Below are 23,944 nucleotides of genomic sequence, written 5' to 3'. Positions count from 1 at the left end.
TGGCCAGGTACTCCCCTTCGTGCTGAGATGCGGGTCTCACTCAACAGCTCAATGGCGCGCTCGGGGAGGGCAATGTGGCGGATACCGCCATGTCTGGTTCCGAATCAAGGGGCGGCGAAGATCCGTCCCTCGCCTACGGCAAGGAGACTCCCGTGGAGACCGCCATATGGCGTCTCCGCTCCCGGGGTTGCTGGACGGACGCGGCCGCGCTGCTCGCGCCCCACGCGACCGAACCGGCTGCCGCACTCGAACGGGCCGCGTTGCTGATCGAGCGCTGCCTCTACACGGAACAGGGCTGGGCCGACGCGGAGGATGCGCTCCGGGCGGCCGAGGCGGTGGCCGGCACCGACGAGGAACGCGGGGCCGCCGCCTGCGAACGCGGCTATCTGGCCTACGCGTCGACACTTCTGGGCGTACGCGACCGGGCCGACGAGGCACGGATGGCTCTGGGCAGGGCGGCCGCCCTGATCGCCCCGTCCGCCGAGGGCAGGCCGCTGCTCGATCTGCGGCGCGGGCTCATCGCGCAGAACCTCGGCGACTCGCCGCAGGCGGCCCGCGCCGCGTACCGCAGGGCACACGCCGGAGCCACCGCGCAGGGCGACTCACTGCTGCTGTCCTCCACTTGGCGGCATCTCGCCGGACTCGCGCTGCGCGAGGGCGAGTTGGCGGAGGCGCGGCACGGCTTCGCCGAATCGCTGCGCATCCGCGAGGAGTTGGGCTATCTGGTCGGTACGGCTCCGGCCCTCACCGCCCTCGCCACCACGGAGACGGAACCGGAGGCGGGTCGGCTGCGCGCCGAGGCCCGCCGTCTGTTCCGCCTCCTGGGCGGCGTGCCGACCTGGCTCGCGAGCCAGCTGACACCCCAGCCGGCGACCTGAAGTCGCTTTGACCGAGGGGCTTTTGGCATCCCCTCAGGCGACCGGACGTCGCGGCGCGACGCACACCAGGCTCTCGTCGGTGCCGATGAGCAGCGAGCCGGCGCCGGTGACGGCAACCGCGCGGACCGGGGGGCCCGGGCGGAACGAGAACGTCGGGCCGCCCTCCGGGTGGTGGAGTTCGACGAGGCCGTCGCCCCAGGCGACGGCGATCAGCGGACCGTGCGGGGTCTCCGTGGCGTGCAGGGAGACCACCGGCGAGGGCCGTTCGACGAGGGGTTCGGGGCGCGGATCGCGGCCCGGGGTCCAGAGCCGGACGGTCCCGTCGGCGCCGCCGGAGCAGACGAACGGGGTCTCGGACTCCACCGCCGCGACCGCCGTGACCCGCCCGCTGTGCGACGCCGCCTGGTGCAGGCCCCGCAGACCGAAGGCGTGCACCGAGCCGAGCCGGTCCCCCACCACGACCGAACCGGCGATCGCCGCGAGGGCCGTTCCCGGGTGACGGGCCAGGGTCGCCGAGACGGCCTCCGTGAGGCGCTCCAGATACGGGGCCCGCGGCGTCGTTCCCCGTACGGTGTGCAGCCGGCCCCGGTCGTCCAGGAGCAGCACCGTGCCGTCGGGCGCGGGCGCGAGGGCCGTGACCCGGCCGGGCACGGTGTGGGCGAGGCGGCCCGCCGGGCTCGCGTCGGCCTCGTGGAGCAGCCGTACGGCGCCGGTGCGGTCGCCGACGAGCAGCGTCCCCTCCAACGGCCCGCCGGCCGCGCCGAGGACGGTGACGGGACCCGGCCAGGGCGGGGTCAGATCGCCGCGGTGCCGGGCCCAGCGGAGCCTCCAGGGCGAGCCCTCCGCGAGTTCGGCGAGTGCCGGGCGCAGCCGGGGGTCGGCACCGTCTCCGAGCGCAGAGAGCAGTACCAACGCCCTTTCGGCCGGTGCCTGTTCGCGGCAGAGGGACTGGCCGGCCCGCATCCAGGCGGCCCGGAGCCCGCCGTGGTCCTCGGCGGCGTTCTCGCCGGGCCGGGCGGGCACCTCGGGCCCGTCGAGCGTGCCCGGGAGACCGGCGGCCGCCGCCCCCGTGACGTACGCCGTGGTGACGAGCAGGGGGTCGGCCGTGCAGACGGCGACCGGGTCGGAGAGGTCCGGCAGCGGCCGGTCCCGCTCGGGGGCGCCGGGGCCGGCGGTGTCGGCGTCGCCGTCGAGGTCCACGACGGCGACCCGCCGGTCGGTGCGCAGGGCGGCGGGGGCCGGGGTGCCGCTGCGGGCCTCGACCACGAGGCGGACCCGGCCGACGCCCGCGAGTTCGGCGATCAGGTCGGTGAGCGCGGCGGGTTCGGCGGCGGCGTGCAGATCGGTGAGGAGGAGGACGGCGCGGCCGGCGGGCCGGGCCTCGCTGGTGGCGAGGGCGTGCACGAGGTCGCCGGGCGACCGCGCCACCACACCGAGACGGTCGGCGATCGTCCAGGTCGCGCCGAGGGCGCTCTGTCCGGCGAGCGGGACGAGCACCCGGGCCGTGCGGCGGCGCGGCCGGCCGGCCCGCGGGCCGTGTTTGGCGAACCAGCCGAGCAGAGCCGTCTTCCCGCTGCCGGGGGCACCGGTGACGAGGCAGAGCCGGGGCGCCTCGGGATCGGTGAGCCAGCCGAGCAGGGCGGTGGCCTCGGTCTCCGTACCGGTGACGGGTCGGCCTCCGTCCGCCGGGGACGGGGTCGCGGACGGCATGGGGCACCTCACGGGCGACGCGGTACGGGCGGCTGTCGCCCTTGACCTTAGTGGGCGCGGGCCCCTGGGGACCGCCCGTCGCGGGGACGGTCTTCGGGAGCTTCCGCGGGGTTCTCGGTGCGGGTCAGAGGTCGGGGTTGCCGCCGCCGGCGACGACCTTGAACCGGCCGACCTGGACCTGGGCGGCGCGCTCCGCGTTCTCGGGGCCGAACTCCAGGGTGCTCACGTAGGACACCACGGTGCCGATGCGCATGTAGACGCCGACGAAGTCGTCCCGCTGGAAGGCGTACGTCTCGTCGGCGCCGGTCTCGGCCTTCACCGGCTCGAAGGTGCCGGACGTGCCGCTCGACGAAGTCCTCTTCTTCTCCACCGCCTTGAGCACGGCGGTGGCCTGCTCCTCCGTGGCGAAGGTGTAGAGCGTGAACGTGGCGCCCTGGTCCGAGGGAGAGTTGGCGAGGACCAGGTCCTTGATGCTCGCGGCGGTCACTCCGGCGCAGTCCACGTCCTCCAGCCGGTCGGCGCAGAACTTCGCGGCCTCGCCCGCCGGGACCAGCTCGGCGTCTCCTTCGGTGTACGTGCCGTCACTGAACTCCGAGGGCACCGGCAGGGCGCTGATCAGCCCGGTCGCGTCCAGCGTGGCCGGCCGCACCTTCTCCTTGCCGTCCGTGACCCCGGGGATGGTGTCGGCCCCGGCGCCCGCGCCTGTTCCGTCGCCGCCCCCGCATCCCGTGAGCGCGGCCACCATGGCCGCGGCCACGGCGATCCCCCGTGCGCCTGCCCTCATCCTGACTCCCCCGCACCGCTGACGATCGACATGATCGTCAACCCTAGCGGGCGGTGGGGTCAGGCGTTCGAGCCGGTGAAGTGTTCGCGGACGAGGGACTCGACGACCGTGAGGTCCTGGGCGATCAGGGCGTCGAGCAGGGCGGTGTGCTCGGCGGCGTCGGCGACGAGCACACCGTGGCGGACGACCGGCGCGCTGATCAGGGGCCATTGGGAGCGGCGGTGGAGGTCGTCGGCGACGGCGAGCAGCTGCTCGTTCCCCGCGAGGGAGAGGACGGCCCGGTGGAAGGCCCGGTCGGCCTCGGCGTAGTGGGCCCGGTCGCCCCGGGCCGCCGCGGTCGAGGTCGCCTCGGCGAGCGGGCGGAGATCGGCCCAGCGCCCGGCCGGGACGGTACGGGCGAGCCGCAGCATGACGGGGACCTCGATGAGCGCACGGACCTCGGCGAGTTCGGCGAGTTCGCGCGGGGTCCGCTCGGTGACGCGGAAGCCGCGGTTCGGCACGACCTCGACGGCGCCCTCGACGGCGAGGCGCTGCATGGCCTCGCGGACCGGGGTGGCCGAGACGCCGAACCTCTCGCCGAGGGCGGGGGCGGAGTACACCTCGCCGGGGACGAGCTCGCCGCCGACGAGGGCGGTGCGGAGCGCGTCGAGGATCTGGCCGCGGACGGAGTGCCGTACGACGCGGGGGGCGGGGACGGGAGCGGGCCTGGCGGCCGGGGCGACGCCGGGCTCGGGGGCGGGGCGGGAAGGATCCGGCTCACCGTGGGTGTGCTCCCCCCGGGCGGACGCGGCAGGCACGGCCGGGGCGCGGGCGGGCCCGGCAGAGGTGCCGTCGACGCGCACGACCTCGGAACCGCCGGGCCGGCTGGCGCCGAGGGGCTGCTCGGTGTCCCCCGGAGGCCGGTCGGCGCCGCGCGCCTGCTCCGGCACCCGGACGGCCTCCTCCGGTTCCCGGGCGGCGTCGCCGAGGGGCGGGGACGGCCTCTCCGTCGCCCGCTCGCGCGCTGCGCCCTGCTCCACCCGGGTCCTCCTGCGGCCTCGTGCCGGGCCCGGCTCGCGTCGCGCGGGTCCCCTGTGCACCATAGGCGAACGGACCGGCATCAGGAGTGTGAGGACTGCCTCGCTGGTGAGGGGCCCGCGGCCGGTGGTGAGAGGCGACCCCGAATCGGGTAAGGTAAGGCTAACCTGCCAACGCTCGCGATTCGGTGGTCCGCATGACCGTCCCCGCCCTGTTGCCCGCCTCTCCGACCTCGCCCGTCGCGGCCTCGTACGCCCGGCTCGCCGAGGTCTTCCCCCATCTCCGGATAGAGGAACACGTCAGCGGCGAACGCCTGCCGCGCGGCGCGGGCTGGGTCGGCGCGGACGAGCTCGCGGCCGGCGGTCCCGACCTCGACGCCTTCCTCGCCTGGGACAACGCCCAGGTGCTGCGCGACTACGGCACCCAGGCCCGCCCCGACGTCGTCGCCAGCTTCGGACTGCACCGGTATGCCTGGCCCGCCTGTCTGCTCGTCACCGTCCCCTGGTTCCTGGACCGCAGGGTGCCCCGGCTGCCCGCACGGAACGTGTCGTTCCAGCGGGCGCTCGGGCGCATGGCCGTCCGGGTGGAGGAGTTCGCCTGCCTGCCCGGCGACCCCGCGGCATCGCTCCCCGGCGCCCGGGTCGTCGCCGACGAGGAGGCGCTGCGGGCCGAGGTCCGCGCCTCGCTCGCCGAGCACTTCGAGGCGATCCTCGACGGCTTCGGCTCCCGGATGCGGCGCGGCCGCCGCGCCCTGTGGGGGATGGCCACGGACGAGATCGTCGAGGGCCTCTGGTACGTCGGCGCCCTCTTCGGCGAGGAGCCGCGGGCGATGGCCGAGCTCGACCTCCTGATGCCGGGCACCGCCAAGCCGTACAAGCCCTACGCGGGCGCGGCGGGCTTCCGTGAACTGCCCGGCACCGAGGGGCCGGACGGCACCCCGCGCGCCACGCGCGACCGGGCGACCTGCTGCTTCTTCTACACGCTGCGCCCCGAGGACACCTGCATCACCTGTCCGCGCACGTGCGATGCCGACCGGGTCCGTCGGCTGGCGGCGACCGCCTGAGGATGCTGAGTGATGACGCCACCCGCGAGGGTGGCGTCATTCGAACTCATACCCCTTTCCCCGCATGGCCGTTCGATCAGATCGCCCCTATTCGTATGCCCTGGCGCCCCGATGGCGTGCTCTTGCCCGGAAACCCCTTGAGCGCCCCGCGGGGTCGGCCAGTATGGGCCGCCAAACGCCCTACTGCGATGCAAGGGACACCGCATGAGACTGACCGACATATCGCTGGACTGGCTGCTTCCGGGCGGCGTCATGGTGGCCGGAGTCCTGACGGCGGTGGCGGTGCTCGCGCGCGGGAAGCGCGCCGGTGACCAGGCCGCGGCCGAGGACTCCTGGGAACGCAGCGAGGAGCGCCGCAGACGCAAGGAAGCCGTGTACGGCACCGCTTCCTACGTCCTCCTCTTCTGCTGTGCCGCGGTGGCCGCGGCCCTCTCCTTCCACGGACTCGTCGGCTTCGGCCGGCAGAACCTCAACCTCACCGGGGGCTGGGAGTACCTCGTCCCCTTCGGCCTCGACGGCGCCGCCATGTTCTGCTCGGTGCTCGCGGTCCGCGAGGCCAGCCATGGTGACGCGGCCCTCGGCTCGCGGCTGCTCGTCTGGCTGTTCGCGGGCGCCGCGGCCTGGTTCAACTGGGTGCACGCCCCGCGCGGCCTGGGTCACGACGGTGCGCCGCAGTTCTTCGCGGGCATGTCCCTCTCGGCAGCGGTCCTCTTCGACCGGGCGCTCAAGCAGACCCGCAGGGCCGCGCTCCGCGAGCAGGGCCTGGTGCCCCGCCCGCTGCCGCAGATCAGGATCGTGCGGTGGATGAGAGCACCACGGGAGACGTTCGCCGCCTGGTCGCTGATGCTCCTGGAGGGCGTACGGACCCTGGACGAGGCCGTCGACGAGGTGCGCGAGGACCGGCGGGAGAAGGAGCAGAACCGGATCCGCCGACGCGACCAGGTCAAGCTCGACCGGGCACGGCTGAAGGCGATCAACCGCCAGCACCGCGCCTTCGGGCTCGGCAGGGGCGGCGGCCGTCAGGTGGAGATGGCGGCGCTCAACGCCACCTCGGGCTCCGGCGCGGGCCCGGGTTCGGGGCCGGGCAGCGGCTCGGGTTCCGGTTCCGCGACGGCGTCCGTGCAGGCCGCCGTCGCGGAACCGGCCATAGCGGATCCCGGACAACTGCCGCTTCGACCCCGGCCCTCCCTGCAAGCCGTAAGAGGCCGTGACGGCCACACGGGCGACTCCCGGACGGTGGACCTCACCGCGGAGGACGACACCCAGGCACTGCCCCGGCTCGACTCCCTGGAGCGCAAGCTCAAGGACCTGGAGCAGCAGTTCGGCTGAGCACCGGTCCACCCACCACACACCGGCGGGGCCGCCCCTCAGGCGGCCCCGCCGTTCAGTTCGAACCACACCACCTTGCCCACCCCGTGGTTCTCGACTCCCCAGGAGTCGGCCAGGGCCTCCACCAGGATCAGCCCCCTGCCGTGCGTACCGTCGTCGGCGGGCGGTACGTGCGGTGGCGCGAGCCCGGGGACGAAGTCGCGGACCTCGACCCTCAGCTGCTCGGGCACGACCGTCGCGGTCACGACGGCCCCGTGCTCGGTGTGGATCAGGGCGTTGGTCACCAGCTCGCTGGTGAGGAGTTCCGCCACGTCGGAGTCGCCCGGTCGGCCCCATCTCCGCAGCATTTCCCGCAAGGCGTGCCGCACCTCCGGCACCGCGGTGAGATCCGCGCATCCCACCTTTCTGAGCAGTTGAGTCGGCTGTCGTGCCTCCCCGGCCATATCCCCCCACCCACAGATCGCGTCGAACAGGCTCACGGGGATGCATGCCCCGCCAAAACGCCCGCATTCCCTCAGAGTCGGGGCACATTGCGCAGGTTGGAGCGGGCCATCTGGACCATCCGGCCCACACCCCCGTCCAGGACGATCTTGCTGGCGGAGAGGGCGAAGCCGGTCACCATGTCGGCGCTGATCTTCGGGGGAATGGAGAGCGCGTTGGGGTCGGTGACGACGTCCACCAGGGCCGGGCCCTTGTGCTTGAAGGCGTCCTTGAGGGCGCTCGCCAGGTGCTTGGGCTTCTCGACCCGCACGCCGTAGGCCCCGGCGGCGCGGGCGATGGCCGCGAAATCCGGGTTCTTGTTCGTCGTTCCGTACGAGGGAAGCCCGGAGACCAGCATCTCAAGCTCGACCATGCCGAGGGCGGAGTTGTTGAAGACGATCACCTTCACGGGCAGGTCGTACTGCACGAGGGTGAGGAAGTCGCCCATCAGCATGGAGAATCCGCCGTCGCCGGAGAGCGAGACGACCTGCCGGTTCCGGTCGGTGAACTGGGCGCCGATGGCCTGCGGCAGCGCGTTCGCCATCGATCCGTGACTGAACGAACCGATGATCCTGCGCCGCCCGTTGGGAGTGAGGTAGCGGGCCGCCCAGACGTTGCACATCCCGGTGTCCACGGTGAACACGGCGTCGTCGTCGGCGAGTTCGTCGATCACGGAGGCCACGTACTCGGGGTGGATCGGGACGTGCTTCTCGACCTTGCGGGTGTAGGCCTTGACCACGCCTTCGAGCGCGTCGGCGTGCTTCTTGAGCATCTTGTCGAGGAAGCGCCGGTCGGTCTTCGCCCTGACCCGGGGGGTCACACAGCGCAGGGTCTCGCGGACATCGCCCCAGACGGCGAGGTCGAGCCGGGAGCGGCGGCCGAGGTGCTCGGGCCGGACGTCCACCTGCACGATCTTGACGTCGTCGGGCAGGAAGGCGTTGTACGGGAAGTCGGTGCCGAGCAGGATCAGCAGATCGCACTCGTGCGTGGCCTCGTACGCGGCGCCGTAGCCGAGCAGTCCGCTCATCCCGACGTCGTACGGGTTGTCGTACTGGATCCACTCCTTGCCCCGCAGGGCGTGGCCGACCGGTGACTTGATCCGCTCGGCGAACTGCATCACCTCGGGGTGCGCCCCGGCCGTCCCGCTGCCGCAGAAGAGCGTCACCCGGTCCGCCGCGTCGATCATCCGGACCAGGGCGTCGATCTCGGCGTCCCCCGGTCGGACGGTCGGCCGGGAGGTGACGAGCGCGGTCTCCACGGCCTTCTCCGGGGCCGGCTGGGAGGCGATGTCGCCGGGCAGCGAGACCACGCTGACGCCGCCGCGGCCGACCGCGTGCTGGATCGCGGTGTGGAGCAGCCGGGGCATCTGGCGCGGGTTGGAGATGAGTTCGCTGTAGTGGCTGCACTCGCGGAACAGCTGGTCGGGGTGGGTCTCCTGGAAGTAGCTCAGGCCGATCTCGCTCGACGGGATGTGCGAGGCGAGGGCCAGGACCGGGGCCATCGAGCGGTGGGCGTCGTAGAGGCCGTTGATGAGGTGCAGGTTCCCCGGGCCGCAGGAGCCGGCGCAGGCGGCGAGGCCGCCGGTGATCTGGGCCTCGGCTCCGGCGGCGAAGGCCGCGACCTCCTCGTGCCGCACCTGGATCCAGTCGAGCGAGGGCGTACGGCGGATCGCGTCGACGACCGGATTCAGGCTGTCACCGACGACGCCGTACAGGCGCCGGACTCCCGCGCGGACGAGGATGTCGACGAACTGCTCCGCCACGTTCTGTTTGGCCATGAGTCCATCAACCCACGGCGTGGCGGGTCTCGCCCGGTGGGTTACGCCTCCCAGACACCCACCCCCGTGCGGTCGTCGGCGTAGCCGGTGACCCTCAGCTGGGTGTCGGCGAGGAAGGCGGCCAGGCCGGGCGCCTCGGCGTCGGTCCAGCGGGCGGCGAGCTCGCGGGCGAGGGCGGGTTCGCCGCGCATCGGCTCGGCGAGGCCGGGCGAGGCGAGGAGCAGGGTGTCGCCGGGGCGGGCGACGGAGGCGCGGAAGCGGAACGGCTCGGCGGGCGGCGGTACGGGCTCCTCGACGAGGGGTCCCGGAGCGGTCGTGATGCCGAGGTCCATGGTGAGCCGGTCGCCCTCCTCGGTCTCGGCGGCGACGTCCGGAGGGGGCGGCGAGCCGAAGCCCACCACGGGGGCGCCGGTGACGGCGGCCGGCTCGGGCAGGAGCGGTTCGATGTCCTGCCAGGAGCCGTCGCGGAGCCGGAAGAGGCCACCGCCGCCGATGCCGAAGAAGACGCGGGTGCGGCAGTCGGGGTCGGCGGGGACCAGCAGGCAGCGGAGGGTCGCGGTGTACTCGTCGGGGGCGAGGCCGCGCTCGGCGGCGCGGCTGCGGAGCTTGCCGTAGGTGCGGTCGGTGAGCCGGTGCAGTCCCGACTTGAGGTCGCCGCGGCGGCCGGACCTGATGTCCTCGGAGAGCCGGGCATGGCTGCGGCAGACGGCCTCGGCGATCCACTGGCAGGCGTCGGCGGCGGCGAGGTGGGCGTCCTCGGCGGCGCGGGAGCCCGCGGCGACGGCGACGAGGACGAGCGCGGTCTCGTCGTGGCCGAAACGGGCGGTGAGCAGGGCGTCGCGGCGGGGCTCGCCCCGGTACCGCGCGGAGTCGCCGCGCACGGAGGCGGCCCGCAGGGTGCAGGTGCCGTACCGGGCGCCGTCGAGCACGGTGTCGGCCACCAGCTCGCCGAGTTCCCCGGGCCGGGCGACGGGCAGCGCCGTCGGCTCGGACTCGTAGGTGGGCGGCCGGCTCCCGACGTATCCGGTACGGGGCCGGGGTACGGAGACCTCGACGGTGAGGCCGGGGCCGGACCCGGAATCGGAGCCGGGACCCTCGGCCGACGCCTCGTCCCCGTACCCGGAGTCGTCCCCGGGCTCGGTCCCGGCCGTCTCCCGGTCGTCCAGGCCCGCGGGCATCTGGACCTGCACCGTGGGCGTCTCGGCCGGCGGGGCGGGCGGAGGTGGCGGCGGCGGGGCGGGAAAAGTCTGCGGGCCCTCCTGGCGCGCCTCCCAGGGCGCCGGCCCGGGCACGAGGGGTGCTGCGGGGCCGGGCGGCGGGCCGAGGGGGCCCGGGGTGTCCTCGGGCTTCGGTGCCCGAGCCGTGCCCGGCGGGCCCGTGGTGGCCCGGGTCGCCGTGGTGAAGTGGTCGTCGAGGGTGTCACCCGACGCCGTCGGGGCCGTGTCCGGCGCCGACTCGTCGTAGAGCTTGTCCCACCAGTTGTCGTCCCCCTGCTGAGTCATGCCCTTATTGTCCACCGCACGGGGCGCCCGAAAACGGGACATCAGGAAAACCGTCGCCGCGAATGAGTGGTCCGCCGGGCGGCCCCACCCCCCACGGGAAGGACGCCCGGCGGACCGGCGTGATCAGCGCACGTCGTAGGCGCGGACCACGGTCTGGGTGACGGAGTTGCCGTTGGCGTCCGTCAGTTCGGTCCTCAGGGTGACCTGTTCACCGGTCGCTCCCGTGTGGTTCACGGTCGCGGTCCAGTGGCCGCCCTGCTGAGAGACCTGCGCTTCGGTCCAGGTCGCGCCTCCGTCGTAGGAGTACGCGAGCTTGGCCGAGGTGAGCGCCGCGGGGGTGTAGCCCGCGTGACCCGTCGCGGTGAGGCCGATGTGCTGGCCGTCGGTCGCGGCGAGGGTCTTGAGTCCGTCCTCCGGAAGGTCGTACCGGGGGAAGAGAATCGGGATGCCCTGAGAATAGACGCTCTCGTCAAGCTTGGAGGTGAATTTCCATACCGAGTTGACGGAGGTGGAGCGGGCCCACACCTTGCTGCCGATCTTCATGGTGTTCTGTTCGAGCGTGTACGTCCCCGCTTCGGCCGGCACCTCGAAGACTCCGAACGGCCATCCGGTCCGGCCGAGGAGCTCACCGTCGCGGCTGAGGCTCAGGCTGCCGATGTCACCGAAGGAGCCGGGCTCGGCATGGTGGGTGCTGTCGCCCCACATGGCGTCCGCGAAGCCGATCAGGTTGCCCTGGCGCTCGGAGACGAGCACCGGCTCGCCCTCGGAGTCGCGGGGAGCGGTGGGGGCGATGACGCCGTCGTACCAGTTCTCGGTGCGCTTCTCGCCGGACCGGTACGTGTGGGGGGCGCCGATCATCAGCTCACCGAAGGGGAAGCTGCTGCCGACCATCTCGCTCCAGGCGGTGTCGCCGGTCGTGTAGAGGTCGGTGCGGCTGCCGGGCGCGGGGACGGTCTCCAGCGAGCCGAAGGAGACGCGGGTGCCGTTCGGCCGGTGGGCGTCCGCGAAGTACAGGAAGTCGGTGCCGATTCCGGCGGATCCGAAGCGGGCGTCCTTGCGGCCGAGGCGGTCGTCCCGGACGCGGTAGGTCCTGGCGTCGCGGACGGAGCCGGACTCGGGGAAGGCCAGGCTGTAGGAGTACGGGCTCTTCGCGGTGGCCTTCCAGCCGAGCGTGACCTCGCCGGCCGCGAGCCTGCCGCGGAGGGCCGCCGCCTCTCCCGGGGGGACGGAGAGGACGGGCAGTCCGAGGCCGGTGAACGAGCCGCCGGGGTACCAGCGTTCGGGTGTCGTGTGGTGGACGATCACGCCGACGGCGCCGGCCGCCTTGGCGTCCCGGGCGAGGGCGCCCGCGTTGGTGGAGTCGTCGGGCAGCCGGACGAGGGCGATGCGGCCCTTGACGCCCGCGGCGGTCAGCTCGTCCGGGGTGCCGGTCCCCGCGTCGGCGAGCCGGGCGGAGCCGGTGCCGTCGAGGTTGTCGGAGCCGGTGGACGCGGTGAGCGGGTGCAGGGTCAGACCGTCGGTGGTGCGCAGCGAGGTGATCTGCGGGGCCGCGGTGCGCCAGTAGCTGCCGAACTCGAAGTCGCCCTCGTCGGCGCCGCCTTCGACCGAGGCGTAGTAGCCGCGGATGGTGCGCGGACCGGCTGCGGTTCCGGCGTGCATCCAGAAGCCGTCCCAGGAGCGGGCGAACGCGAGGGTGGCGCCGCGGAGTTCGGACGGCTTGTCGGTCGCGACCGCCAGCCTGTGGGCCTTGCGGGCGTCGAGGACGACGGTGGTGTCCTTCTTGACCTCCAGTTGCGGGCGGCCGAGGTAGCTGAGCGAGTCGTTCAGCGTGGCGGTCTCACCCGCGTCGGGGGTGGCGACGAAGGAGGAGAGGAAGTAGCTGCCGGGGCGCACCCGGTAGACCTGGTCGACGGCTCCGTCGTTGAAGCGTCGCTCACCGCTGGCGACGTCGGTGCCGATGACGTCGAGGGAGGAGGCTCCGTCCGCGGGATTTCCCTGACGGTCAATCAACTTGACGCGGAGGGTGACTGTTTCGGGCTCGACGTAGAGCGAGAACGGTGTGGAGACGTGGATGCCGCCCCTGCTGGTGGCGATCACCCGGCCGGTGACGTCGCCGTACTGGGCGCGGTCGAGGCGGGCCGTGGGGTCGAGGTCGAGGGGGACCTGGACGGTGGCGCCGGCGGGCACGGTCACGGTGCGCTTCCCGAGGCGGGCGACCGTGCTCCGCACGGTGGAGCCGTCGTTGCCGGTGACCTTCTCGACGGCCAGGTTCAGGGTGACCGGGCCGCCGGAGGTGTTGGTGTAGGGGACGGAGACCGTGGTGCGGTCGGTCCTGTCCTGCGGCCAGTCGTAGGTGCCGCCCTGGACGGCGGGCGAGCCGAGGACCGTCTGGTCGATCGCGGCCTTGACGTCGAGGCGACCGCCGCCGACCTCGCGGACGTCGCCGGGGACGGAGCTCTCGGCGGAGGCGACGAGCGCGGCCTTGATCTGCTGGGCGGTCCAGTCGGGGTGGCGCTGCTTGACGATGGCGGCGGCGCCCGCGACGTGCGGGGTGGCCATCGACGTACCGGACATGGACTGGTAGGCGTAGACGCCGCGGCCGCCGGCCGCGGCGGCGGAGATGCCGACGCCGGGCGCCGCGATCTCGGGCTTGAGGGTGTGGTTGACGATCGTGGGGCCGCGGCTGGAGAAGTACGCGGTGGAGTCGTCGCGGTCGGTGGCGCCGACGGTGAGGACGCCGGGCGCACAGCCGGGCGAGGAGACCGTGTTGAGGGTGGGACCCGAGTTGCCGGCGGCGATCACGAACAACGTGCCCTTGCTCTGCGCGAGTTGTTCGGCGGCGAGGCTCATCGGGTCCGTGCAGTCGGTCGGTTCGGGGCTGCCGAGGCTCATCGAGACGACGTCGGCGCCCTGGGCGACGGCCCATTCCATGCCGGCGATGATCCAGGAGGCGGCGCCGGAGCCGGAGTCGTTGAGGACCTTGCCGTTGAGGAGGGCCGCGCCGGGGGCGACGCCCTTCTTCTTGCCGTCGCTCGCGGCTCCTGAGCCGCCCACGGTGGAGAGGGTGTGGGTGCCGTGGCCCTGGCGGTCGTCGGTGGAGTCGGAGTCGGTGAAGTTCTCCGAGGCGGCGATCCGGCCCTTGAGGTCGGGGTGCTCGGCGTCGGCGCCGGTGTCGAGTACGGCGACCTTGGTGCCCGTGCCGTCGTAGCCGGCGGCCCAGGCCTCGGGGGCGTGGACCTGCTTCGTCGAGCGCTCAAGGGAGGCCCGGACCTTGCGGTCGAGCCAGAGCTTCTTGATTCCGGAGGCGGAGCGGGCCGTGGGGGTGTTCACCTCGGCCCAGAACGTGGCGGCCTGTTTCTTCTCCGCCTTGAGCGCGACGCCGTCGACGGCCCTGAGGACCTGGCCGCGCCGCGCGCCGCGCGGGGCGGTGGGGACGGAGCGGGCGAGGTCGGAGCCGTAGACCGCGATGAGGGGCAGTGTCGTGGTGGCGGCGTCGTCGTAGCCCTGCCGGACGAGGCCGGTGACGTTGAAGAGCTCCTGGTCGACGCGGTCCGCCGCGAGCGCGTCGGCGGCGGCCTCGGGGTAGACGTAAAGGTCCTGGCCGGAGCGACGGGTCTGGACCAGGGGGACGGTCCCGTCCTCGCGCGGCAGGGCGGTGGCGGAGGAGTTGCCGTCCGCGTCGCGGCTGACGAGGACACGGTCCCCGGTGACCAGGGTCACGGTGACGGGACGGTCCCCGGCGCGGGCCGCGGCCTCGCTCCCCACGAGCGGTCGCTTGCCGGCCGTGTCGTCCTGCGGCTCGTTCGCCACGGACGGCGCGACCGCGGTGACGGCCAGGACGACGGCGGTCGCCGCTCCCAGGGCCGTACGCGAAATCGGACGCATCGCTCTCCCCATCTGATTCCGGAAAAAGGGCACAAGACACCCGTCTCCGGAGGCTGTTGGTGCTGCGGTGGCGCCACATTGGCAGAGGTGAGGGCGGTACAGGGATGATGGACGAGGCGGGAATACGCCGTGGCCGTTTCCCGCCAGGTCACCAACGGAACGAATGCCTCCGGTGAAGGTCCTGGGAAGATCCGGGGCGCGTCGCCGGAGGTAGGGCGAGGGGTGGGGCATCCATGCTGGGAGCGATAGGACTCGATGAGCGCCAGGAGTCCGCGTACCGGGCGCTGGTCGCGCTGGGCGCGGCCGAGGTGACCGACCTGGCGCACCGGCTCGCGCTGCCCGAGCAGGACACCGAGCGGGCGTTGCGCCGCCTGGAGTCGCAGGGCCTCGCCGCACAGTCCTCGGCCAGGACCGGACGGTGGGTGGCGGCGCCGCCGGGGGTGGCCCTGGGCGCCCTCCTCACCCAGCAGCGGCACGAGCTGGAGCAGGCGGAGCTGGCGGCGGCGCTGCTGGCCGAGGAGTACCGGGCGGAGGCGGCGGAGGCGGCCGTGCACGATCTGGTGGAGGTGGTGACCGGCGCGAGCGCCGTCACCCACCGCTTCCTCCAGCTCCAGCTGGGCGCGCAGGAGGAGGTCTGCGCCCTGGTGACGGGCAAGCCGATCGCGGTCTCCGGCATGGAGAACGACGCGGAGGAGCAGGCCGCCGGGCGGGGGGTGCGCTACCGGGTGGTGATCGAGCGGGATGTGCTGACGCTCCCGTCCGGGCTGCTCGAACTCTCGGCGGCGCTCGGCCGTGAGGAGCGGATCCGGGTCGCGGACCGGGTCCCGACGAAGCTGGTGGTCGCCGACGGGAACCTGGCGATGGTGCCGCTGACCGGGCGGGGAGCGGAACCGGCGGCGATCGTCGTGCACGCGAGCGGGCTCCTGGAATCGCTGATGGGCCTGTTCGAGTCGGTGTGGCGGGAGGCGCTGCCGCTGAGACTCGGGGCGGGCGCCCAGATCACCGAGGAGGAGGCGCCCGGCCCGGACGTCATGGACCTGGAGATCCTGTCGCTGCTGCTCGCCGGGATGACGGACGCGAGCGTGGCCAAGCAGCTGGACCTGGGGCTCCGGACGGTGCAGCGCCGGGTGAAGGGCCTGATGGAGCTGACCGGGGTGACGACCCGGCTGCAGCTGGGCTGGCACGCGTACGAGAAGGGCTGGGTGGCGCGCGGCTGAGCGGGCGGGACGGCGCCGCCCGCCCCGCGCACCGCGCCCGCCCCGCCCCGCACCGCGGCCCCGCGCCCCGCGCCCCGCGCCCGCCCCGCCCCGCGTGCCGGTCCCCCGAGCCCTCCCCGGATGCCCGCCGCGACCTGCGCGGACGCCGGTTGTGGGGGACCCTGGGCGCGTGGGTGTGTGGCAGCTCCTGATGATCGCGACGGTGATGCTGCTCGGCGTGTTCGGGGTACTGGCGCCCGGCGTGCCGGGGACGTGGCTGGTGTGGGCCGCGATGCTCTGGTGGTCCCTGCACGAGCGGACCGACCTCGCCTGGCTCCTGCTCGCCTCCACGACCGGTCTGCTGCTGCTCACCCAGGTGGTCGTCTGGCAGCTGCCACCCCGTCGCTTCCGGGGCGTGGGCATCACCCGGCGGATGGTGACGTACGCGGGTGCGGGCGCGCTCCTGGGCTTCGTCCTGGTGCCGGTGCTCGGCGCGATCCCCGGCTTCGTCGGAGGGATCTACCTCTCGGAACGCCTCCGGCTGGGCGGCCACGGCCAGGCCGGGGCGGCGACCCGGACGGTGATGCGGGCGGCCGGCACGAGCGTCCTCGTGGAGCTGTTCGCCTGCCTCCTCGTCGTCGGGGCGTGGGCGGGGGCGGTGCTCTGGGGCTGAGACCTAGGTCTCAGGGGGGAGGAGGGATGGGCCCGGCCGCCGATCCGCGCCGGGTCCGGCTGCACGATGCTGGTCCCATGAGGGATTTCGAGGCTTCAGTGCGGCGGAACGCGCCTATCTCACGGGCGGCCGGCAGCTCGCCCGGATGGCCACGGTCGACCCTTCCGGTCAGCCCCAGGTCAATCCGGTGGGCTTCTTCCCGCAGGAGGACGGCACCGTCCTCGTCGGCGGCCTCGCGATGGGCCGGACGAAGAAGTGGCGCAATCTGCGGGAGAACCCGAAGGTGGCGCTGGTCGTGGACGATCTGGCGAGCGTCCGCCCCTGGCGGGTGCGGGGCGTCGAGATCCGGGGCGAGGCGGAGCTCCTGGTCGGCCCGCACGCGCTGGGCGCGCACTTCAGCGAGGAGGTGATCCGGATCCGTCCGCGCCGGATCCACAGCTGGGGTCTCGAGGAGTCCCCGGGAGCGGAGTCCTGAGGTAGCGGGCGGCGTACGAGCGCCAGGGCCGCCACTCCTCCGTGGCCGGGACACCCGCCGGGGGTACGTCGGGGTCGCCGAGGGCCCGCATCCGGATGAGGGCCGCGGCCTCGGCGGTCACTCCGGGGACGGCACGGAGGGCGGACTCGGCCTCGTCGCGGTCGGCGCCGGGGTCGAGGCGTACGGCTCCGTCGGCGAGCGCGCGGGCCAGCGCGCCCGCGACCGGGTGGCCGGCCAGCGCCCGGGGCTCCGGGAAGACATGGGTGAGGCTGCCGCAGCCGGTGGCCAGCGGGGTGCCGTGCGCCTCGACGACCCGGGCGGACTCCGCCGCGCCGAGCAGTGTCCGCAGGGCGAACTCCTCCGGCTCGGCCGTTCCCGGGGACCGTACGCCGGGCCGCGCGGCCACCTCGGCGGCGAGCCCGGGCGCGGCGCCGAGCCGCTCGGCGACCGCGTACGGGTCGGCGTCCAGGTCGAAGAGGCGGCGCAGCCGGTGCACGGCGGTGGTCAGGTCGCGCAGCTCGGTGAGGTGGATCCGGGCCTCCAGCCAGCGCCCGGCGGAGCGCTCGTCGACGGAGACGATCCCGGTGCCGTACGGGAGACGGAGGGTGCGCCGGTAGGTACGGCCGCCAGGGGTGCCGACGACCTCCTCCACGCGGGGCACGGCCTCGGCTGCGAGCAGGTCGAAGACCTCGTCGGCCGCGTAGGGACCCCGGTGGGCGAGCCGCAGGGGCACCCCGGCGGCGAGCGCGGTACGCGCTCCGGCACCGCTGCCCGCCTCGGCGCGCAGGGCGCTGGGGGTGCGGGCGTAGACGGCGCGGATCGTCTCGTTGAACTGGCGGACGCTGGCGAAGCCGGCCGCGAAGGCGATCTCGGTCACCGGCAGCCCGGTGGTCTGGAGGAGCAGCCGGGCGGTGTGCGCCCGCTGGGCGCGGGCGAGCGCGACGGGCCCGGCACCCAGCTCGGCGGTGAGCTGGCGCTGCACCTGCCGGGTGCTGTAGCCGAGGCGTCCGGCCAGGCCGGGTACGCCCTCGCGGTCGACGACGCCGTCGCCGATCATTCGCACGGCGCGTCCCACGACGTCGGCCCGGACGTCCCAGGCGGCGGAGCCGGGCACGGCGTCCGGACGGCAGCGGCGGCAGGCCCGGAAGCCGTGGCCCTGGGCGGCGGCGGCCGTCGGGAAGAACGCGACGTTCTGCCGTTTGGGGGTGACGGCGGGGCAGCTGGGGCGGCAGTAGATGCCGGTGGTGCGGACGGCGAAGAAGAACTCTCCGTCGAACCGCGCGTCCCGGCTGCTGACCGCCTCGTAGCGGGTGTCGTCGTCCTTCACGTCTCCCAGTGTGCGACGGCCGACGACCCCCGGCTCGCGGTTTTCGGACAGGGCGTTGCGGGAGCGGGGAGGGCGGCCGGCCGGCGCCCACTCCCCCGTGCCCGCGCACCCCGGCCCGTTACCGGACGCGCCCGCGCTTCATCTCCATGGCGTGGCGGCCCTCGGCGCCCTTGCGCTTCCAGTCCTTGAGGATCTCGCTGCGCACGCGGGCGTCGGTCTTGGCCACGATCCGCTGGTTCTCGCGGATCAGCTTGCGGTAGCTCTCCAGGCGGCGCACCGGCAGGGAGCCGTCCTCGATCGCGGCGGCCACCGCGCAGCCGGGCTCCGACTCGTGGGCGCAGTCGTGGAAGCGGCAGTTCCCGGCCAGTTCCTCGATCTCCGAGAAGACCTGGCCGACGCCGGTCTCGGCGTCCCAGAGGCCGACTCCGCGCAGTCCGGGGGTGTCGATGAGGACTCCTCCGGTCGGGAGGACGAAGAGGTTGCGGGTGGTGGTGGTGTGACGGCCCTTGCCGTCGATGTCACGGGCGGCCTGGACGTCCATGACGTCCTCGCCGACCAGGGCGTTGGCGAGGGTCGACTTCCCGGCGCCGGAGACGCCGAGCAGCACGGTCGTACCGCCCGCGATCACCGCGGACAGCACGTCGAGGCCCTCTCCCGTGGTCGAGCTCAGGGGCACGACCTGGACGCCGGGGGCGACCGTCTCGACGTCCTCGACGAGGTAGGACAGCCCGACGGGGTCGGGCACGAGGTCCGCCTTGCTGAGGACGACGGTCGGCTGGGCGCCGGACTCCCAGGCCAGGGCGAGGAAGCGCTCGATGCGGCCGAGGTCGAGCTCGACGGCGAGCGAGACGGTGATGACGGCGTGGTCGACGTTGGCGGCGAGGATCTGGCCCTCGGACCGCTTGGACGAGGTGGACCGCGCGAAGGCCGTACGGCGCGGGAGACACGCCCGTACGTAGCGGGGGTCGCCGGCGCCCTCGGGGTCGATGGCGGCCCAGTCGCCGGTGCAGATGACCCGGAGCGGGTCGTGCGGGGTCACGAACGCCGTGTCGGCGCGCACGATCCCGTCGGCGGTGGCGACGTCGCACTGACCGCGGTCGACCCGGATCACCCGGCCGGGGACGAGTCCCTGGGCGGTGTACGGGGCGAAGCCGTCGGCCCAGCCGGAGTCCCAGCCGTGGGCGTCGAGGGAGGAGGAAGAGGTGGGGCGGGAAAGCGGGAAAGACAAGGGGGACCCTTCACAGGGGTGGCCCCGGCGCTGTGTGTCGGAACGGTGAGGTCAGCCGGTGGCCACGGAGGTGGTGTGGATGAACTTCTGCGTGAGGGCAAGGCCCGTCGTGATGACAGCCATCGGTCACACCTCCTGTGCGTCTTTTCGCGCGATCTCGTCACGCTCGCGCTGTCGCGACCGTGTACGGGTGAGACCGTAGCCGGATCGCACCGGCAAGCACCACAGGTTTTTTCCGGCCACCGTGAACCTGCTTTCCGGCCACTGCGAGCAGGGGCGGGAGGGGGCGCGTGACCCGGCGCCCGCGCCGTTCCCTGCCGGAGTCCGCGTCCGATTCGTACAAGACCCGGCGGGAGCCGCGTGCCTACCGTGCTCCCATGAACACAGCACTCCGCCTCGACCTCATCGGCGTCGTCGTCTCCGACATGGCCGCCTCGCTCGCCTTCTACCGCCGTCTCGGCCTGGAGATCCCGGACGGGGCCGAGTCGGCCCCGCACGTGGAGATCGCGCTGCCCGGCGGACCGCGGATCGCCTGGGACACGGAGGACGTCGTGCGCTCCTTCGACCCCGGATGGCGGCGGCCCGAGGGCGGCAACCGCATCGAGCTCGCCTTCCGCTGCGCCACGCCGGAGGCCGTGGACGCGGCCTACGACGAGCTGGTCGCCGCCGGGTACCGGGGCCATCTGAAGCCCTGGGACGCGGTCTGGGGACAGCGTTACGCCGTGGTCCTCGACCCGGACGGTTCGGGCGTCTCGCTGTTCGCCGACTCCGCCGCGCCCGCCACGTAGGCACCGAGCGTCGTCCCGGCCAGCGCCCTGGTCTCGCGGGCGAGGTGCGCCTGGTCGGCGCAGCCCGCGCGAACGGCCGCCTCGGCGTACGGCGCCCCTGCCAGGACCAGGGCGAGGGCCCGCTGGAGCCGGAGGACGCGGGCGAGCGTCTTGGGGCCGTAGCCGAAGGCGTCCAGGGAGCGCCGGTGCAGCTGCCGGGCGCCGATCCCGACCGCGTCGGCGGTCTCGGCGACCGACCGGCCGGCCGCGAGGCGCGCCACCACGGCCCGCAGCACCGGATCGGACGCCGGGGCGCCCGCGGCCCGGAGCCGGACGGCTTCGTCCAGGGCGCGCGCCGGGTCGGGGGCGTCGGTGATCCGCTCGCCGAGCCGCCGCGCCTCGGCCTCGCCCCAGAGCGCGCCGAGGGCGACACGCCGGTCGCGGAGTTCATGGGCCGGGACGCCGAGGAACCCGGGCGCGTCACCGGGGGCGAAGCGGATTCCCGCGTACCGCGCGGCGACCTCCCCCGGTACGTACGCGTGTGTGTCAGGTCCGGCGACGAGGAGCCGTCCGTCGGCCCAGATCAGGTCCATGCAGCCGTCGGGCAGGACGGGCCGGACGGCGTCCGTGGCGGGGCCGGCGGTCCGGGTCCACAGGACGGCTCCGTCGAGCAGGGCGGGGCGCTCCTCGTACACACCTCGAAAATAAGCCCCGCCGGTCCGTCGTTCCCTCTCCCGGGTCATTCCCCCTCCCGGGTCATTCCTTCTCCCAGCCGGAGTGGAGGCGGGACTTCACGTCGTCCGGGGGCAGGAACCTGGACCAGCGCTCGGGGAACTCGGACGGCATGTCCGGGTCGTCCTCGTCGACGTCCTCCGCCTCCGCACGCACGCGTGCGACGAGTTCCGCCGCCTGGACGGCGCGGGCCCGCTCGTTGGCCTCGCGGGCCGCGGCGGTGGCGACGGAGGGCCAGACGCGGTCGATGGCGGCGTTCACGGCGGCGCCGACCAGGACGGCGAAGGCCGAGATGCCGATCCAGAGGAGGACGGCGATGGGGGCGGCGAGGGAGCCGTAGATCGTCGGTCCCTCGACCTGGCTGGTGAGGTAGATGCGCAGCAGGAAGCTGCCCAGGACCCACATCCCGAGCGCGACGAGGGCGCCCGGGATGTCCTCGATCCACGGCGATCTGACGGGCACGGACACGTGGTACAGCGTGGTGAGGAAGGCGATGGAGAGCAGGATGACGGCCGGCCAGTAGAGGACGGACACGACCTCGGTGCCCCAGGGGACGAGTTCGACGACCCGGTCGGGGCCGACCACCGCGAGGGGCAGGACGACGGCGCCGATGAGCAGGGCCACGATGTAGAGCAGGAAGGCGAGGAGCCGGGTCTTCACGATGCCCCGGTGGCCGTCGAGCCCGTACATGACGGTGATGGTGTCGATGAAGACGTTCACCGCGCGCGAGCCGGACCAGAGGGCGATCGCGAAACCGAGGGAGATCAGGTCGGGGCGTTTGCCCTGGGTCACGTCGTCGAGGACCGGTTTGGCGATCTCCTCGACGCCCCGGTCCGAGAGGACCGTTCCGGCGGCGCGGAGGATGTTCTCCTGGATGCTCGCCACGGTGTCCGTGTTGGTCCAGTCGTCGGCGTAGCCGAGCAGGGCGATCAGGCCGAGGAGCAGCGGCGGCAGCGACAGCAGGGTGAAGAACGCGGCCTCGGCGGCGAGGCCGAGGATCCGGTACTCGATGCACGAGTTGACGGTGTCCTTGAGGAGCAGCCAGACCATCTTCCGCTTCGAGACGTTGCGGTAGAGGACGCGCGCGCGGTGGAGCCTGCTCCAGGGCCGCCGCTCGGGCCGTTCGGGTGTTTCGCTTGCTGCCTGCACCTGCTTACCGTATCGGCATGGCAGCGAGCACCCACACCGTGACCAACCAGGCTCCGCCCCTGGTCGGGTACGACGTCTTCCTGACCGATCACGTCCTGACGGAGGCGGTCGAACGGCACCTCGCGCCGGAGCTCCGGACGGAGGTGCGCGAGGACCTCGTCGTGCTCGGCCGGGCGGCCGGTTCGGCGCAGGTCCGGGAGTGGGGCGAGCGGGCGAACGCGAACCCGCCGCGGCTGCGGACCCACGACCGGTACGGCCACCGCGTCGACGAGGTCGACTTCGATCCGGCCTGGCACCGGCTCCTCGGCAAGTCGGTGGGGGCCGGCCTGACGGACGCGTGGGGCAGGCCGGGTGGTCATGTGCGCCGGGCCGCCGGGCTCCTGGTGGTGTCCCAGGCGGAGGCGGGGCACAGCTGCCCGCTGTCGATGACGCACGCCGCCGTGCCCACGCTGCGGGCCGAGCCGGAGGTCGCCGAGGTGTGGGAGCCGGCGGCGACCTCGCACGTGTACGAGCGGGAGCTCCGCCCGGTCGCGGAGAAGCCGGGCGTGCTGCTCGGGATGGCGATGACGGAGAAGCAGGGCGGCAGCGACCTCCGGGCGAACACGACGGAGGCGCACCCGCTGGCGGCCGACGGCGAGTACGTCCTGACGGGGCACAAGTGGTTCTGTTCGGCGCCGATGTCGGACGCCTTCCTGGTCCTCGCGCAGGCCCCGGCGGGCCCCACCTGTCTCCTGGTGCCGCGGGTCCTCGGGGACGGCTCGCGCAACGCGTTCGCGATCCAGCGCCTCAAGGACAAACTGGGCAACCGTTCGAACGCCTCCGCCGAGGTGGAGTTCGACGGGACGACCTGGGCGCGCCGGATCGGCGAGGAGGGGCGCGGGCTCCGCACGATCATGGGCATGGTGGCGGCGACCCGGCTCGACTGCGTCCTCGGTTCGGCGGCGCTGATGCGTCAGGCGGTGGCGCAGGCCGTGCACCACTGCGCGTACCGCGAGGCCTTCGGCGGGGCGCTGATCGAGAAGCCGCTGATGCGCAACGTCCTCGCGGACCTGGCTCTGGAGTCGGAGGCGGCGACGGTCCTGGGCATGCGTCTCGCGGCGGCCTACGACGCCGCCGGGGGCGGCACCGCAACCGATCGCGCCGGCGAGACCGACGGCGGCAACCACGCCGAGCGTGAGCGGGCCTTGCTCCGTATCGCCGTTCCGGCGGCGAAGTACTGGGTCACGAAGCGGTGCACGCCGATGGTGGCGGAGGCGCTGGAGTGCCTGGGCGGCAACGGGTACGTGGAGGAGTCCGGGATGCCCCGGCTGCTGCGGGAGTCGCCGCTCAACTCGGTCTGGGAGGGTTCGGGGAACGTCCAGGCGCTCGACGTGGTCCGGGCGCTGCGGACGGAGCCCGCCGCGCTGGACGCGTTCCTGCGGGAGGTCGGCGCCGCGCGGGGCGCCGACCACCGGCTCGACCGGGCGATCCGGGGGCTGCTCGTCGAACTGGCGGACCTGGACGGGATCGAGGCGCGGGCGCGGCGGCTCACGGAGCGGCTCGCGCTCGTCCTCCAGGGGGCGCTGCTCGTGCGGTGGGCGCCGCCGGAGGTCGCGGACGCGTTCTGCGCGGCGCGGCTGGGCGGGGACGGGGGTGCGGCGTTCGGGACCCTGCCGCACACGCTGGACCTGCGGGCGCTCGTGGAGCGGGCACGCGTGGAGGTCTGAGCGGCTCCGTGCACCCGGGGGGGGGGAGTTCACCGCGCGGCCGGGGAAGTTCGCCGCGCGTACCAGGGGTGGACCACAAGGGTCGGCACGCGCGGAAAAGCGGGGGTGGTGCTGCGCCGACACGGCACCACCCGCCGCTCTCACCAGCTTCGCCCAGGGGTCCGGTCGGCGACCAGAGTTGCAAAGGGTTGCAGGATTACCCGAACCGGGCCTCGCCGGACCGTTCCGAACGGCACGATGGGCACCGACACTCCGGACATCTGCCC

The 23,944-nt window shown here is 73.7% G+C and carries 18 protein-coding genes and 1 pseudogene; 8 read left to right on the top strand and 11 right to left on the bottom strand.

What is annotated here, in order from left to right; all coding sequences use genetic code 11:
- Nucleotides 1-89: 89 nt before the first annotated feature.
- Entirely contained in the window at nt 90-878 is a 789-nt protein-coding gene (locus OG392_RS29220; protein WP_329284298.1) for a hypothetical protein, read from the top strand.
- Between the two features lie 33 nt (nt 879-911).
- Here OG392_RS29220 and OG392_RS29215 read toward each other — a convergent pair whose 3' ends face one another.
- From OG392_RS29215 to OG392_RS29205, 3 genes are all read right to left on the bottom strand, one after another.
- Nucleotides 912-2,588 (bottom strand): hypothetical protein, encoded by a 1,677-nt coding sequence (locus tag OG392_RS29215; protein WP_329284296.1) that lies wholly within the window; start codon nt 2,586-2,588, stop codon nt 912-914.
- Nucleotides 2,589-2,712: 124 nt separating this feature from the next.
- Nucleotides 2,713-3,372: a hypothetical protein gene (locus tag OG392_RS29210; RefSeq protein WP_329284294.1), complete on the bottom strand. Its 660-nt coding sequence runs from the start codon at nt 3,370-3,372 to the stop codon at nt 2,713-2,715.
- Nucleotides 3,373-3,431: 59 nt separating this feature from the next.
- A complete protein-coding gene (locus tag OG392_RS29205; RefSeq protein ID WP_329284291.1) occupies nt 3,432-4,391 on the bottom strand; it encodes a GntR family transcriptional regulator in 960 nt (319 codons plus the stop codon).
- Between the two features lie 194 nt (nt 4,392-4,585).
- On the opposite strand from OG392_RS29205, the gene OG392_RS29200 reads away from it, so the two are divergent.
- Together OG392_RS29200 and OG392_RS29195 are read left to right on the top strand one after the other, a co-directional pair.
- Nucleotides 4,586-5,452 carry a (2Fe-2S)-binding protein gene (locus OG392_RS29200; protein WP_329284287.1) on the top strand — a complete coding sequence of 289 codons (867 nt, stop codon included), beginning with the start codon at nt 4,586-4,588 and terminating at the stop codon, nt 5,450-5,452.
- Nucleotides 5,453-5,656: 204 nt separating this feature from the next.
- The gene (locus OG392_RS29195; RefSeq protein ID WP_329284286.1) at nt 5,657-6,781 is read left to right on the top strand and encodes a DUF2637 domain-containing protein; all 1,125 of its coding nucleotides are present in this window, start codon (nt 5,657-5,659) and stop codon (nt 6,779-6,781) included.
- A 38-nt stretch (nt 6,782-6,819) separates the two neighbouring features.
- Here the strand turns inward: OG392_RS29195 and OG392_RS29190 are convergent, their stop codons facing one another.
- The 4 genes from OG392_RS29190 to OG392_RS29175 all read right to left on the bottom strand — a co-directional run bounded on the left by OG392_RS29190 (nt 6,820) and on the right by OG392_RS29175 (nt 14,425).
- Entirely contained in the window at nt 6,820-7,224 is a 405-nt protein-coding gene (locus OG392_RS29190) for an ATP-binding protein (protein ID WP_329284283.1), read from the bottom strand.
- Nucleotides 7,225-7,295: 71 nt separating this feature from the next.
- Nucleotides 7,296-9,038, bottom strand: coding sequence for a pyruvate dehydrogenase (locus OG392_RS29185; protein WP_329284280.1), 1,743 nt, complete (start codon nt 9,036-9,038; stop codon nt 7,296-7,298).
- 41 nt (nt 9,039-9,079) lie between these two features.
- Nucleotides 9,080-10,540 carry a protein phosphatase 2C domain-containing protein gene (locus tag OG392_RS29180; RefSeq protein WP_329284278.1) on the bottom strand — a complete coding sequence of 487 codons (1,461 nt, stop codon included), beginning with the start codon at nt 10,538-10,540 and terminating at the stop codon, nt 9,080-9,082.
- Between the two features lie 123 nt (nt 10,541-10,663).
- Nucleotides 10,664-14,425: a S8 family peptidase gene (locus tag OG392_RS29175; protein WP_329284275.1), complete on the bottom strand. Its 3,762-nt coding sequence runs from the start codon at nt 14,423-14,425 to the stop codon at nt 10,664-10,666.
- A 233-nt stretch (nt 14,426-14,658) separates the two neighbouring features.
- On the opposite strand from OG392_RS29175, the gene OG392_RS29170 reads away from it, so the two are divergent.
- The 3 genes and pseudogenes from OG392_RS29170 to OG392_RS29160 all read left to right on the top strand — a co-directional run.
- Nucleotides 14,659-15,642 (top strand): helix-turn-helix domain-containing protein, encoded by a 984-nt coding sequence (locus OG392_RS29170; protein ID WP_329284272.1) that lies wholly within the window; start codon nt 14,659-14,661, stop codon nt 15,640-15,642.
- A 169-nt stretch (nt 15,643-15,811) separates the two neighbouring features.
- Nucleotides 15,812-16,294, top strand: coding sequence for a DUF456 domain-containing protein (locus tag OG392_RS29165; RefSeq protein WP_329284269.1), 483 nt, complete (start codon nt 15,812-15,814; stop codon nt 16,292-16,294).
- A 94-nt stretch (nt 16,295-16,388) separates the two neighbouring features.
- Nucleotides 16,389-16,769, top strand: a pseudogene (locus OG392_RS29160) (PPOX class F420-dependent oxidoreductase); the annotation flags it as partial.
- On the opposite strand, the gene OG392_RS29155 reads toward OG392_RS29160, so the two are convergent.
- Both OG392_RS29155 and rsgA read right to left on the bottom strand, forming a co-directional pair.
- Nucleotides 16,690-18,096, bottom strand: a complete 1,407-nt coding sequence (locus OG392_RS29155) for a bifunctional transcriptional activator/DNA repair enzyme AdaA (protein ID WP_443054922.1) — start codon at nt 18,094-18,096, stop codon at nt 16,690-16,692. The pseudogene OG392_RS29160 and the gene OG392_RS29155 sit on opposite strands and share 80 nt — an antisense overlap.
- A 118-nt stretch (nt 18,097-18,214) precedes the next feature.
- Entirely contained in the window at nt 18,215-19,324 is a 1,110-nt protein-coding gene (rsgA, locus tag OG392_RS29150) for a ribosome small subunit-dependent GTPase A (RefSeq protein WP_329284265.1), read from the bottom strand.
- A gap of 377 nt (nt 19,325-19,701) precedes the next feature.
- On the opposite strand from rsgA, the gene OG392_RS29145 reads away from it, so the two are divergent.
- Nucleotides 19,702-20,112 (top strand): VOC family protein, encoded by a 411-nt coding sequence (locus tag OG392_RS29145; protein ID WP_329284263.1) that lies wholly within the window; start codon nt 19,702-19,704, stop codon nt 20,110-20,112.
- Here the strand turns inward: OG392_RS29145 and OG392_RS29140 are convergent.
- Together OG392_RS29140 and OG392_RS29135 are read right to left on the bottom strand one after the other, a co-directional pair.
- Nucleotides 20,040-20,834 carry a helix-turn-helix domain-containing protein gene (locus OG392_RS29140; RefSeq protein WP_329284260.1) on the bottom strand — a complete coding sequence of 265 codons (795 nt, stop codon included), beginning with the start codon at nt 20,832-20,834 and terminating at the stop codon, nt 20,040-20,042. The two genes, OG392_RS29145 and OG392_RS29140, sit on opposite strands and share 73 nt — an antisense overlap.
- Before the next feature lie 13 nt (nt 20,835-20,847).
- Nucleotides 20,848-21,972, bottom strand: coding sequence for a YihY/virulence factor BrkB family protein (locus OG392_RS29135; protein WP_329284257.1), 1,125 nt, complete (start codon nt 21,970-21,972; stop codon nt 20,848-20,850).
- A 17-nt stretch (nt 21,973-21,989) separates the two neighbouring features.
- Here OG392_RS29135 and OG392_RS29130 point away from each other — a divergent pair, with 17 nt between their 5' ends.
- The gene (locus tag OG392_RS29130; protein ID WP_329284255.1) at nt 21,990-23,678 is read left to right on the top strand and encodes an acyl-CoA dehydrogenase family protein; all 1,689 of its coding nucleotides are present in this window, start codon (nt 21,990-21,992) and stop codon (nt 23,676-23,678) included.
- The last annotated feature ends 266 nt before the right edge of the window (nt 23,679-23,944 follow it).

It is taken from the genome of Streptomyces sp. NBC_00691, from assembly GCF_036226665.1.
GTDB lineage: Bacteria > Actinomycetota > Actinomycetes > Streptomycetales > Streptomycetaceae > Streptomyces.
This window is presented reverse-complemented; position numbering and strand designations above follow the sequence as displayed.

Bases quoted from the DNA above. Each gene is read 5' to 3' on its own strand.
- OG392_RS29220 (WP_329284298.1), top strand. From the start codon at position 90: ATGTCTGGTTCCGAATCAAGGGGCGGCGAAGATCCGTCCCTCGCCTAC.
- OG392_RS29215 (WP_329284296.1), bottom strand. From the start codon at position 2,588: ATGCCGTCCGCGACCCCGTCCCCGGCGGACGGAGGCCGACCCGTCACC.
- OG392_RS29210 (WP_329284294.1), bottom strand. From the start codon at position 3,372: ATGAGGGCAGGCGCACGGGGGATCGCCGTGGCCGCGGCCATGGTGGCC.
- OG392_RS29200 (WP_329284287.1), top strand. From the start codon at position 4,586: ATGACCGTCCCCGCCCTGTTGCCCGCCTCTCCGACCTCGCCCGTCGCG.
- OG392_RS29195 (WP_329284286.1), top strand. From the start codon at position 5,657: ATGAGACTGACCGACATATCGCTGGACTGGCTGCTTCCGGGCGGCGTC.
- OG392_RS29190 (WP_329284283.1), bottom strand. From the start codon at position 7,224: ATGGCCGGGGAGGCACGACAGCCGACTCAACTGCTCAGAAAGGTGGGA.
- OG392_RS29185 (WP_329284280.1), bottom strand. From the start codon at position 9,038: ATGGCCAAACAGAACGTGGCGGAGCAGTTCGTCGACATCCTCGTCCGC.
- OG392_RS29180 (WP_329284278.1), bottom strand. From the start codon at position 10,540: ATGACTCAGCAGGGGGACGACAACTGGTGGGACAAGCTCTACGACGAG.
- OG392_RS29175 (WP_329284275.1), bottom strand. From the start codon at position 14,425: ATGCGTCCGATTTCGCGTACGGCCCTGGGAGCGGCGACCGCCGTCGTC.
- OG392_RS29170 (WP_329284272.1), top strand. From the start codon at position 14,659: ATGCTGGGAGCGATAGGACTCGATGAGCGCCAGGAGTCCGCGTACCGG.
- OG392_RS29145 (WP_329284263.1), top strand. From the start codon at position 19,702: ATGAACACAGCACTCCGCCTCGACCTCATCGGCGTCGTCGTCTCCGAC.
- OG392_RS29140 (WP_329284260.1), bottom strand. From the start codon at position 20,834: ATGACCCGGGAGAGGGAACGACGGACCGGCGGGGCTTATTTTCGAGGT.
- OG392_RS29130 (WP_329284255.1), top strand. From the start codon at position 21,990: ATGGCAGCGAGCACCCACACCGTGACCAACCAGGCTCCGCCCCTGGTC.